9 protein-coding genes and 1 riboswitch are annotated in these 11,986 nt (G+C 34.9%); of the genes, 6 read left to right on the top strand and 3 right to left on the bottom strand.

The features are described from left to right. Positions 1-55 precede the first annotated feature (55 nt). Positions 56-165: riboswitch (SAM riboswitch) on the top strand. Between the two features lie 50 nt (positions 166-215). The 6 genes from H611_RS0106885 to H611_RS0106855 all read left to right on the top strand — a co-directional run bounded on the left by H611_RS0106885 (position 216) and on the right by H611_RS0106855 (position 7,259). Continuing rightward, entirely contained in the window at positions 216-1,223 is a 1,008-nt protein-coding gene (locus H611_RS0106885; protein WP_027137662.1) for a homocysteine S-methyltransferase family protein, read from the top strand. A 3-nt stretch (positions 1,224-1,226) separates the two neighbouring features. Next, positions 1,227-3,902, top strand: coding sequence for a methionine synthase (gene metH / locus H611_RS0106880; RefSeq protein ID WP_027137661.1), 2,676 nt, complete (start codon positions 1,227-1,229; stop codon positions 3,900-3,902). A 9-nt stretch (positions 3,903-3,911) separates the two neighbouring features. Then, the gene (locus tag H611_RS0106875; protein ID WP_027137660.1) at positions 3,912-4,151 is read left to right on the top strand and encodes a hypothetical protein; all 240 of its coding nucleotides are present in this window, start codon (positions 3,912-3,914) and stop codon (positions 4,149-4,151) included. A 281-nt stretch (positions 4,152-4,432) separates the two neighbouring features. Beyond that, entirely contained in the window at positions 4,433-5,389 is a 957-nt protein-coding gene (gene metF, locus H611_RS0106865; RefSeq protein WP_027137659.1) for a methylenetetrahydrofolate reductase [NAD(P)H], read from the top strand. A 24-nt stretch (positions 5,390-5,413) separates the two neighbouring features. Beyond that, complete coding sequence (locus H611_RS0106860; protein WP_027137658.1) at positions 5,414-6,511, top strand: acyloxyacyl hydrolase; 1,098 nt, start codon at positions 5,414-5,416, stop codon at positions 6,509-6,511. Between the two features lies 1 nt (position 6,512). Further along, on the top strand, positions 6,513-7,259 hold the full coding sequence (locus H611_RS0106855; protein WP_027137657.1) for a head GIN domain-containing protein: 747 nt from the start codon (positions 6,513-6,515) through the stop codon (positions 7,257-7,259). On the opposite strand, the gene H611_RS0106850 is transcribed toward H611_RS0106855, so the two are convergent. The 3 genes from H611_RS0106850 to gldA all read right to left on the bottom strand — a co-directional run bounded on the left by H611_RS0106850 (position 7,245) and on the right by gldA (position 11,609). Next, a complete protein-coding gene (locus H611_RS0106850; RefSeq protein ID WP_027137656.1) occupies positions 7,245-8,432 on the bottom strand; it encodes an acetate/propionate family kinase in 1,188 nt (395 codons plus the stop codon). The genes H611_RS0106855 and H611_RS0106850 overlap by 15 nt on opposite strands. A 3-nt stretch (positions 8,433-8,435) precedes the next feature. Next, positions 8,436-10,523, bottom strand: coding sequence for a phosphate acetyltransferase (gene pta, locus H611_RS0106845; RefSeq protein WP_027137655.1), 2,088 nt, complete (start codon positions 10,521-10,523; stop codon positions 8,436-8,438). Positions 10,524-10,715: 192 nt separating this feature from the next. After that, on the bottom strand, positions 10,716-11,609 hold the full coding sequence (gldA, locus tag H611_RS0106840) for a gliding motility-associated ABC transporter ATP-binding subunit GldA (RefSeq protein WP_027137654.1): 894 nt from the start codon (positions 11,607-11,609) through the stop codon (positions 10,716-10,718). Between the last annotated feature and the right edge of the window lie 377 nt (positions 11,610-11,986).

Raw genomic sequence — 11,986 nt, 5'->3', positions numbered from 1 at the left:
TGATTAAAAAAAATATATGTACTATTTTTGCACATTAGTTCATAAACGTTAAATCATGTTATCAAGAAAGGTAGAGGGAATAGACCCGTTGAAGCCTTGGCAACCCTTTATCTTGTAAAGAAGGTGCTACGTTCTACTAATTAAAAATAATTAGAAAGATAACGGAAAGTCTTTTTTTTACTTTTCTTGATGACATACAGATATATAAATGTCAAATGTCAAACATTAAACAAGCTTTAGAACAACGTATTTTAGTATTGGATGGAGCTATGGGTACCATGATTCAGCAATATAAATTTACTGAGGAAGATTTTAGAGGCGAGCGTTTTAAAGATTACCCAACACCATTACAGGGTAATAATGATTTGTTGTCTATTACCCAACCTAAGGCAATTAAAGAAATCCACGCTAAATACTTTGAAGCAGGAGCCGATATAGTGGAAACTAATACGTTTTCTGGTACAACCATTGCCATGGCCGATTATCAGATGGAAGATTTAGTTTATGAGTTAAACTATCAGTCTGCTAAAATTGCCAGGGAAGTTGCCGATGTGTTTACGGCAAAGGAACCACATAAACCGCGCTTTGTGGCGGGAGCCATTGGACCAACAAACCGTACTGCAAGTATGTCTCCAGATGTAAACGATCCAGGATTTAGAGCTGTGACTTTTGATGAATTACGGATTGCTTATAAACAGCAGGTAGAGGCTTTGTTAGATGGTGGTGCCGATATATTATTGGTTGAAACCGTTTTCGATACATTAAACGCGAAAGCCGCTTTATTTGCGATTGAAGAAGTTAAGGATGAGCGTCATATTGATGTGCCCATTATGTTAAGTGGGACTATTACCGATGCTTCAGGAAGAACGTTATCTGGCCAAACAGCTGAAGCTTTTTTAATTTCAGTGTCTCATATTCCGTTATTATCGGTAGGGTTTAACTGTGCTTTGGGGGCAAATTTATTGCAACCTCATTTAGAGGCTATTGCTAATAAAACGGATTTTGCCATTTCAGCACATCCTAATGCAGGATTACCAAATGCTTTTGGAGAATATGATGAATCACCAGAGGAAATGGGAGAGCAAATTGAAGAATATCTGAAGAAGAATCTAATTAACATTATAGGAGGATGCTGCGGTACTACGCCAGAGCATATAAAAGTTATTGCAGATATTGCTGCTAAATACAAACCTAGAAATGTAGTCGAAACGGCAGCACTTTAATCAATGAAAATTAAACAAACTAAATATATGAAGCTTTCTGGTTTAGAGCCTTTGGTTCTAAATGAGAACAGCAATTTTATTAATATAGGAGAACGCACTAACGTTGCAGGGTCGCGTAAGTTTTTGCGGCTTATAAAAGAAGAACAGTTTGATGAGGCTTTAGATATTGCTCGTCATCAGGTTGATGGTGGAGCCCAGATTATCGATATTAATATGGACGACGGATTAATTGATGGTAAAGAATCGATGGTTCGTTTTTTAAATTTAATAGCAGCAGAGCCTGATATTTCTCGTGTGCCTATCATGATCGATAGTTCAAAATGGGAAATTATAGAAGCAGGACTTCAGGTAGTACAGGGTAAATGTGTTGTGAACTCTATTTCTCTAAAGGAAGGTGAAGACAAATTTATCTGGGAGGCAAAACAAATAAAACGTTATGGAGCGGCTGTAATTGTAATGGCTTTCGACGAGGTAGGTCAGGCCGATACTTACGACAGACGAATTGAAATTGCAGCACGTTCGTACGACATATTAGTCAATAAAGTTGGGTTTCCTTCAGAAGATATTATTTTTGATTTAAACGTGTTTCCTGTGGCAACCGGAATGGATGAGCATCGAAAAAATGCCATCGATTTTATTGAGGCCACACGATGGGTACGTCAAAATCTCGAGAATGTTAGCGTAAGTGGAGGGGTGAGTAACGTGTCTTTCTCTTTTAGAGGAAATAATCCAGTACGTGAAGCCATGCACTCGGTATTTTTGTACCATGCTATTCAGGCGGGAATGAACATGGGAATTGTAAACCCAACCATGTTGGAAGTTTACGATGATATTCCTAAAGATTTATTAGAGCATGTTGAAGATGTTGTTTTAGATAGAAGAGACGATGCTACGGAGCGTTTGCTAGAATTTGCTGAAACTGTAAAAGGGACAAAAGTTGAAAGAACTGTTGATCTATCTTGGCGTGAAAATCCAGTACAAGACCGTATTACACATGCCTTAGTTAAGGGGCTTGATGCTTTTATAATAGAGGATATCGAAGAAGCTAGACAACAGGCAGAAAAACCCATTGATGTTATTGAAGGGCATTTAATGATTGGGATGAATGTTGTTGGTGATTTGTTTGGAGCAGGGAAAATGTTTTTGCCTCAGGTGGTAAAATCGGCACGTGTTATGAAAAAGGCCGTAGCCTATTTAAATCCGTTTATTGAAGCTGAAAAATCAGATAAATCAGAACCTGTAGGTAAGGTCTTAATGGCCACCGTTAAAGGGGATGTACACGATATTGGGAAAAATATTGTAAGTGTCGTTCTAGCTTGTAATAACTATGAGATTGTCGATTTAGGGGTCATGGTACCGCCAGAAAAAATTATTGAAACAGCCATTAAAGAGCGAGTTGATGCTATTGGTTTATCTGGATTAATAACACCGTCGTTAGATGAAATGGTGTATTTAGCGAAAGAAATGCAACGGGAAAATTTCGAAATACCATTGTTAATCGGAGGCGCTACAACATCGAAAGCACATACGGCCGTTAAAATTGATAAAGAATATAAAAATGCCGTTGTGCATGTTAATGATGCCTCTCGCGCGGTTACTGTGGTGGGTGATTTGTTAAATAAAAAGACCTCGCATGAATATGTAGCTAAATTAAAAAAGGATTACGATGAGTTTCGTGCTAAATTTTTAACACGTGGTAAAGAAAAATCATTTATATCCTTAGAAACAGCACGCGAGCGTAAATATAAAATTGATTGGGAAACCTCTGAGATTGTAAAACCAAAAGAACTTGGTGTTCAAATCTTAAAGCAGTTGAGTTTAAAAGACTTAGAACGGTTTATCGACTGGAGCCCGTTTTTTAGAAGTTGGGATTTACATGGTAAATATCCAGCCATTTTAGAAGATGAGGTAGTAGGAGAGCAGGCTGTACAGTTGTTTACTGATGCTCAGGCTATGGTTAAGGAAATTATTGCTAAACAATCACTAAAGCCAAAAGCTGTTTTCGGATTGTTTGAAGCCAATAGTATTGATGACGATGATATTTCTGTACAAAAGAAAGGTAAGGAAGTTGCTGTGTTTAGAACATTACGCCAACAATTAAGCAAACGTCAAGGGATTCCAAATTTAGCACTTGCCGATTTTATTGCACCAAAATCGACCGGTAAAACGGATTATATTGGGGCTTTTTGTGTGGCTATTTTTGGAGCTCAAGAGTTAGCCGATAGTTATAAAGCTAAGCATGACGATTATAATGCTATTATGGCTCAGGCTATCGCCGATCGTTTTGCTGAGGCTTTTGCCGAATATTTACATAAGCAAATAAGAACAAAACATTGGGGGTATGCCTCTAATGAAGATTTATCTAACGACGAATTAATTAAAGAAAGTTATAAAGGTATTCGTCCGGCGCCGGGTTACCCGGCCTGTCCAGACCATTTAGAGAAAGAAACCATTTGGGAATTATTAGAAGTGGAAAAATTAATTGGCGTAACCTTAACCGAGAGTTTAGCCATGTGGCCTGCGGCAGCTGTATCGGGGTATTATTTTGCAAACCCGGAAGCTAAGTATTTTGGGTTGGGAAAAATTACGGACGATCAGGTAACCGATTTTGCTAAAAGAAAAGGTATCGATAAGGCTTTGGCGGAAAAATGGTTGCATCCTAATATTGCCGATCAATAATAATAGATTATGAATACTAAATTTATCGAGTTAACATTAGGTAGTTATATGATTTCTCATGGTTATAATGTCAGTAATGAGGAAGTTACAGAAGTGATATCTGTTGATAGATTTTCTAAAAAGCTAATAGCAGTGTCCAGAGTAAAATCTTTAAGTGAAAAATATATATTAACGGATTATGTTGATGGCCGATGGATTTACAGGGAATATTTAGAAGATTACGAGGAAGTTAAATCGCGACTCATTTAGTTGTGTTAGCGATTGAAGCGGCATCCTTTTTTGTATTCAAAAAAGATATAGTTGAAAGCGCGACCCTTGTGATAACACACAAATTAAAAAAATATAATGATTATAAGTTAACAATTTGTTGCACTTTAACTAATACAAAATATAAAATGAAATAAGAAGTTTGCATAAAAAGTAAACCATGAAAAAATTAGGTGTAGAAATTAGATTTTTTCTTCAACTTTTATTGCTTACAGTTTTAGCCTTAGTGGCGGCTTATTTTATGTAATATAATAATAGTAATAATGAAAGTAACCGAACATATTAAAAAAGCTAACGGGAAAACCTTGTTTTCTTTTGAAGTTATTCCTCCTCAAAAGGGTAAAAATATTCAGGATTTATATAATAATATCGATCCGTTAATGGAGTTTAATCCACCATTTATTGATGTTACGACCTCTAGAGAAGAGTATATATATGTCGATAAAGGTAACGGACTTTTAGATAAGCGTATTACACGTATGCGCCCTGGAACCGTTGGAATTTGCGCATCTATAATGCATAAGTACAATGTAGATGCTATTCCGCATTTATTATGTGGTGGGTTTACCAAGGAAGAAACCGAGTATGTTTTAGTCGATTGCCATTATTTAGGTATCGATAATGTGGTGGCTTTGCGTGGCGATTCGAGAAAGGATGAGTCTTATTTTACACCAACCGAAGGAGGGCATGCTTACGCTAGTCAGTTGGTAGAGCAAATCAATAATCTTAATAGCGGGAAGTATTTGCACGACGAAATTAAAGTAGAGCATAACTACGATTTTTGTGTTGGTGTGGCAGGTTATCCTGAAAAGCATATGGAAGCCCCTTCGTTAAATACAGATTTAAAACGATTAAAGGAAAAAGTGGATGCAGGTGCCGATTATGTGGTAACTCAAATGTTTTTTGATAATAAAAAGTATTTCGAATTTGTTGATAAAGCCAGAGCTATTGGGATCGATGTGCCTATTATACCGGGAATCAAACCAATTGCTGTAAAGCGTCATTTGCAGATCTTACCACAGGTATTCAAAATAGATTTACCTGAAGAATTAATTGAAGCTGTAGAGTCATGTAAAGATAATAAGGCCGTTCGCGAGGTTGGGATTGAATTTGCTATACAGCAATCTAAAGAGCTTCGAGATGCGGGTGTTCCGTTTTTACATTACTATTCTATGGGTAAAAGTGATAATATTAAAGCAATAGCCTCGGCTTTATTTTAGAAATACAACCAAGTTGAAGCTTTAATGAAGCAGTTTTTAACCTACACCTTATTTGTTATTTCATGGGTAGTTTTTTCTCAGGATAAAACGCATACCTCTTATGTGGATATTAACTATTTTAAAGGAAATATTGCCGAACATAATTCCGATATTCTACATTTAATTCAAGGACATCCTGAGGGTGTAATTGTAAGTTGGAACAAAAAAACGTTTGGTTTTGAAGATTGGGAACAACGTTATAATTATCCAGATTATGGTGTGTCTTTTATTTATCAGAATTTAAAAAATTCGGTTTTAGGGAATAATTATTCAGTTTACGGGCATTATAATTTTTATTTTCTAAAACGACATCTTGTATTTCGAATAGGACAAGGTTTAGCATACAATACTAATCCCTACGATAAAGAAACTAACTATCGAAATATTGCATTCGGAACACATTTATTAAGTAGTACCTATGCCATCCTTAATTATAAAAAAGAGCGCATTTTCGATAGGTTCGGATTGCAGGCGGGATTGGCATTAATTCATTATTCAAATGCCAATTTTAAGGCGCCCAATGCGAGTGTAAATTCTATAACTGTAAATTTAGGAGTTGTTTATAATCTGGATGAAGCACCGCTTAGTTATCAAAGAAATTTGGTTGGGGTGAAAGAACGGTTTATTCAACCTATTAAATACAATCTTGTAGTTCGAGCGGGTATTAATGAAAGTGATGTAGTTGGTAGTGGGCAGTTTCCATTTTATATAATTTCGGCTTATGCCGATAAACGTATTAGTAGAAAAAGTGCATTGCAATTGGGAACTGATGCGTTTTTCTCCATGTTTTTAAAGGAGTTAATACACTATAAATCGGTGTCGTTTCCAGAAGAGGGCGTGACAGGAGATGAAGATTATAAACGCGTTGGAATTTTTGCGGGGCATGAATTGTTTGTAAATAAATCGTCAATAATAACGCAATTGGGTTATTATGTATATTATCCATTTGATTTTGAAGGAAGAACTTATTTTAGGGTCGGGCTAAAACGGTATTTTTCGGAAAAATGTTTTGCTGCTGTAACTTTAAAATCACATGGTGCTAAGGCGGAAGCTGTTGAATTTGGATTAGGTGTGCGATTATAAAATGAAAAGATTATTATACATATTTGTAATTGTTTTTGTGTTGGCTTGCGATAGTGAACATGCTGGTGATTGCTTTCAGAATACAGGAGATATTATTCAGCAGGAAATTGAAGTTCCAAATTTTAGTAAAGTATTAGTGAATCGTAATGTGGTTTTAGTTTTAAAGCAAGGAGCAGAACAGCAAGTCATCATTGAAACTGGAAAGAATTTATTAAATGATGTTCAGGTAAAGGTGAAGGATGGTAAATTAATCCTCACCGATAACAATTCTTGTAATTATGTGCGTGATTATGGTGTAACTAAAATTTATGTTACCTCACCTAACATTACTGAAATAAGAAGTTCTACGCAATACGATGTTGTTTCTGATGGCGTTTTGAACTATCCAAATCTAACCATTCTATCGGAAGATTTTAATTTTCCTGATAGCTACAATAGTGGGAATTTTAATTTAGAAATTAACAATTTAAGCTTACGTGTAGTTTTTAATAACCTATCGAACTGTTACGTGAAAGGGAATACAAATAATCTTTCTGTGACGCTAGCTTCGGGAACGTCGCGCTTTGAAGGAGGAGATTTAATCGCTCAAAATATTACTTTCTGGAATCGTAGTTCAAATGATATGATACTACATCCTCAACAATCAATAAAAGGAAAAATTTCAGGAACAGGAGATGTTGTTTTAGTGAACACTCCAAGTGTTATTGATGTTGAGGAGCAGTATAAAGGCCGATTAATTATTAACTAAATGCACGGCTTGTTTGGCTATTTCTAATTCTTCGTTTGTAGGAATTACTAGTATTTTCACTTTCGAGTCTTCGCTATGAATTGATTTAATGCCTTTAGAGCGAATGGTATTTTTTTCGGCATCTAATGTTATTCCTAAAAAGTCTAAATCTTCACAGACTAATTGTCGCATGAAATCTGAATTTTCTCCAATCCCCGCTGTAAATACAATAGCATCAAGTCCGTTTAAAATGGTGGCATAGCTTCCTAAGTATTTCTTTATGCGATAGGCGTTCATTTGTAAAGCTAAAATACAGTCCTTGTTGCCTTTGCTTGCCATGATTTCAACATCCCTTAAATCACTATATCCGGTTAATCCTATCATACCACTTTGTTTCTGAAGCATGGTATTAACTTCTTTTAAGTTATATCCTAAATTGTTAACTAAATGAAAGATGATAGACTGGTCGATATCGCCTGAACGTGTTCCCATAATAAGACCATTTACAGGTGAGAACCCAAGGGAATGATCGATACTCTTGCCGTCTTTAATAGCAGTCATACTACAGCCATTACCTAAATGAATGGTTACAATTTTAGAGGTTTTTTTACCAAGGTATTCAATGGCTTTTTCAGAAACGTATTTGTGACTTGTGCCGTGGAAGCCATATACCCTGATTTTATGTTCTGTTAAAAACTCATTAGGGATAGCATATTTGTAGGCATGTTCAGGTATGGATTGGTGGAAAGCTGTATCGAATACCGCAACTTGTTTTGCGTTTTCAAAAATAGATTCAGCAACTTCAATACCTTCTAAATTCGCTGGATTGTGTAATGGAGCCAAAGTCGATAATGATTTAATCTGTTGTTTTACTTCGGCTGTAATTTCGGTAGTATCACTAAAACTACTCCCACCATGAACTACACGATGGCCAACAACTTTAATGTCGTCAGGTGAATCGATTACGCCTGAATCTTTATCTAAAAGATACTTGGAAACCAATTTTAAACCTGCTTTATGGTTTAATATTTGTGATTCAATTTCTATAGATTCTTTGTTGGTTTTATACTTAAAAATAGAATCGTTAAAACCTATACGTTCTATTTGTCCAGAACAAAGAATGGTTTCGTCTGGCATTGAAAATAATTGAAACTTTAAGGAAGAACTTCCAGAGTTTAATACTAATACTTGCATGTTTTAAAGCTCTTGTGCTTGAATGGCGGTTATTATTACGGTACTGTAAATATCGTCTACAGTACAGCCTCTACTTAAATCGTTAACAGGTTTGTTAAGTCCTTGTAATACGGGACCGATAGCTAAGGCACCTGTTTCGCGTTGTACGGCCTTATAAGTGTTATTACCTGTATTTAAATCGGGGAAAATAAGTACGCTGGCATTACCTGCAACTTCAGAATCTGGCATTTTACTTTTTCCGATGCGCGTATCTACTGCGGCATCATATTGAATAGGACCTTCTATTTTAATATTTGGATTTTGAGATTTTACAATCTCTGTGGCTTCTCTAACTTTTTCAACATCAGCTCCTTTTCCTGATGATCCTGATGAGTACGAAAGCATAGCTACTTTAGGGTCGATACCAAAGTTTTTAGCCGTTTCGGCTGAGGAAACAGCAATTTCTGCTAATTGTTCAGCATTGGGATTAGGGTTGATGGCGCAGTCTCCGAAAACAGAAATTCGATCTTCTAAACACATAAAGAATATGGAAGATACGATGTTTACACCTGGTTTTGTTTTAATAAATTGTAATGCAGGACGTAAGGTGTGCTGCGTGGTATGCACAGCCCCAGATACCATACCGTCGGCATGACCTTTGTAAATCATCATAGTACCGAAATAAGAAACATCGGCCATAGCATCACGTGCCATTTCTAAGTTTACGTTTTTATGTTTTCTTAGTTCGTAGAATGTATTAACATAATCGTCGTAATATTCAGATTCAACAGGATTAACAATGTTTATTTTATCTAAGTCTAAAGAGATATCTAATTTTTCAACACGTTCTTTAATTTTATCTGCTTCGCCAATAAGTGTTAAATCAACCACCTGAGCATTTATTAAACGTGATGCCGCACGTAGGACACGTTCATCATAGCCTTCAGGTAATACAATGTGTTTTTTGTCTTTTAAGGCGCGTTGTAATAACATGTATTGGAACATTCTTGGCGTGAATACATCAGATTCGAATGTTATTAATTTATCAGCTAAACTATCAGTGTCAACGTGTTGCTCGAAAGTAGAAATGGCTGTTGTGATTTTTTCAGTATTCTGAGCGTAAATTCTAGATTTAATATTACCAATACTATTACTGGTATAATATGTGCCAGCCCCAACACTAATTATAGGTACTACACTTGATAAACCTTCAATTAACTGTAGTATGGGATCTTCTGGAATTAATCCTCCTGTTAAAACAATTCCAGATATTTTAGGGTAATTTTTAGAAATATTTGCTTGTAGGGCACCCAGAATAATATCGGCACGATCGCCAGGCGTTATTACTAAAGAATTATCTTTTAAATGTGTTAGGTAATTCCGCAATTGCATAGCACCTACACTAAAGTTTTCAATGAGGTTATTAACGAGCTCCTTTCCAAATAAAATATTTCCGTCAAGAGCCTTTACAACTTCTTTTATTGTTGGACTAGCCAAGCTATGTATTTTAGGAATTACTGTAATATCGGTATTTGAAATGCGTTTTTCAAGTAATTGTTTTAATGTATCGACATCATCTAAATTTACTTTGTTAGTAATTATAGATAATACTTCAACACTTTGTTTGAATGTGTCGTGAGCTAGTTGTGCACTGTCTACAATTTCTTTATGAGATTTTTTATCACCCTGCATTACAATAATAACAGGTAAACTTAAATTTTTAGAGATTAAGATGTTTAAATCTAATTCTAAGCTAGAATTTTCATGCGAAAAATCGGTGCCTTCAACAAGGATGAAATCGAATTTATCTTCTAGGTCTTTGTATTTTTTTATAATGCCATCAATTACTTCTCCTGAGCGTCCATTATTGTACAAATCTAGTACTTCACTACGTGTAAAAGCAAAAGTTCTTTTGTAGTTAATATCTAACTCAAAATGAGAAAGTATCGTGTTAATATGATTATCCGTTTCGCCAGATTCTAAATCATTTATTATTGGTCTGAAGTAGCCTACTTTAGCGGTTTTTCCCAAAAGCATACGCATTAAACCTAAAATTATTACAGATTTCCCACTGTTAGGTTCGATGGTTGCTACGTAAATTCCTTTACTCATGTTTCAATGTATTGTTTTATAAAGATAGTATTTTATGAGCTTTTAAAATATTATGCTTATAAATATTTTATGCTTGCATAATACGTGTGCAAAATTAATAGCACATGATACAATGTAAGATGATATTTGTCATACAATTAACAAAAATCGTTATCTAAATCGTTAAATTTATGTGAATTATGTGAGCTTTAATTAGTTAGTTAACTCTCTGAAAAGTGATTCCAGACTCATATTCTTTTGATTTAACTGAAGAATTTTTAATTCGTTGTCGTGGGCAAAATCAAAAACATGCGAACGCATATCATTAGGGGTGTTGAAGGTAATTTCATAAACAAAGTCGTAGGTATTAACAACCTGCTTAACATGAGGTAGATTTAAGAGAAAAGCATCTTCAACGCGATAGTCGAACTCAACAATAACAACCTGCTCTTTTTCATCACGTAACTCTTTTAATTTTTTGTCTGCAACAATTTCTCCCTTGTTAATGATAATAACCCGATCACACATAGCTTCAACCTCCTGCATGATATGGGTTGATAGAAAAACGGTTTTAGTTTGTCCAATCAATTTTATAAGGGATCTGATATCAATTAATTGGTTTGGATCTAAACCCGTTGTAGGTTCATCTAAAATTAATACTTCAGGATCATGTAATAAGGCATTGGCCAATCCTACACGCTGGCGATACCCTTTAGAAAGTTGGCCTATTTTTTTGTGAGCCTCAGGGGTTAACCCGGTTTGTTCGATTACTTCCGCAATACGAAGTTTAGATACTTTATAGATATTGGCATTGAAAGCCAGGTATTCCTTAACATACATGTCTAAATAAAGCGGATTGTGTTCAGGTAGATAGCCCACACTTTTTTGAACCTCTTTTTTATCACTGTCTATGGAATAGCCGTTTACCGTAGCACTACCTTCAGAAGATTTTAAATAGGTGGTTAGAATTTTCATCATAGTCGATTTTCCGGCACCATTAGGACCTAAGAATCCAACAATTTCAGGTTTGTTTACTTTAAATGAAACATTGTTTAAAGCTTTTTGGCTACCATACTGTTTTGAAATTCCGACTACTTGAATAGACATGTTGTAATTGTTTGTTCAAAAATAATAATATTTCTATGCACTGATACGATAGCCTAATCTAAATTTAAAATTTATCTACGATGAAAAATAACTTAAATAGCGATAAACTACCAGAACAAAATTTTAACTAATTTTTAAGATGTGTTAGAAAAATTAAAGATTGATTTCATATTGTATATTTCAAATTAGGGTTTACTGTAAATTCTGTAAAACTTACAATTAAAAAGTAAAAAAAGTTTTTAAAGGATTTTTAAATTTTAAAATATTAATTACTTTAGCCACATAATTATGAGAACAACAGTGTATTATACATATTTTAACAACTGGTTTTATTTCTTTTTTAGCAAAGAAATCGGGGCGTTGTATGTATAATTTAT

Source organism: Gaetbulibacter saemankumensis DSM 17032, from assembly GCF_000425645.1.
GTDB lineage: Bacteria > Bacteroidota > Bacteroidia > Flavobacteriales > Flavobacteriaceae > Gaetbulibacter > Gaetbulibacter saemankumensis.
The sequence above is the reverse complement of the archived record's forward strand: the minus strand, read 5'-3'. Positions and strand labels throughout refer to the sequence as shown.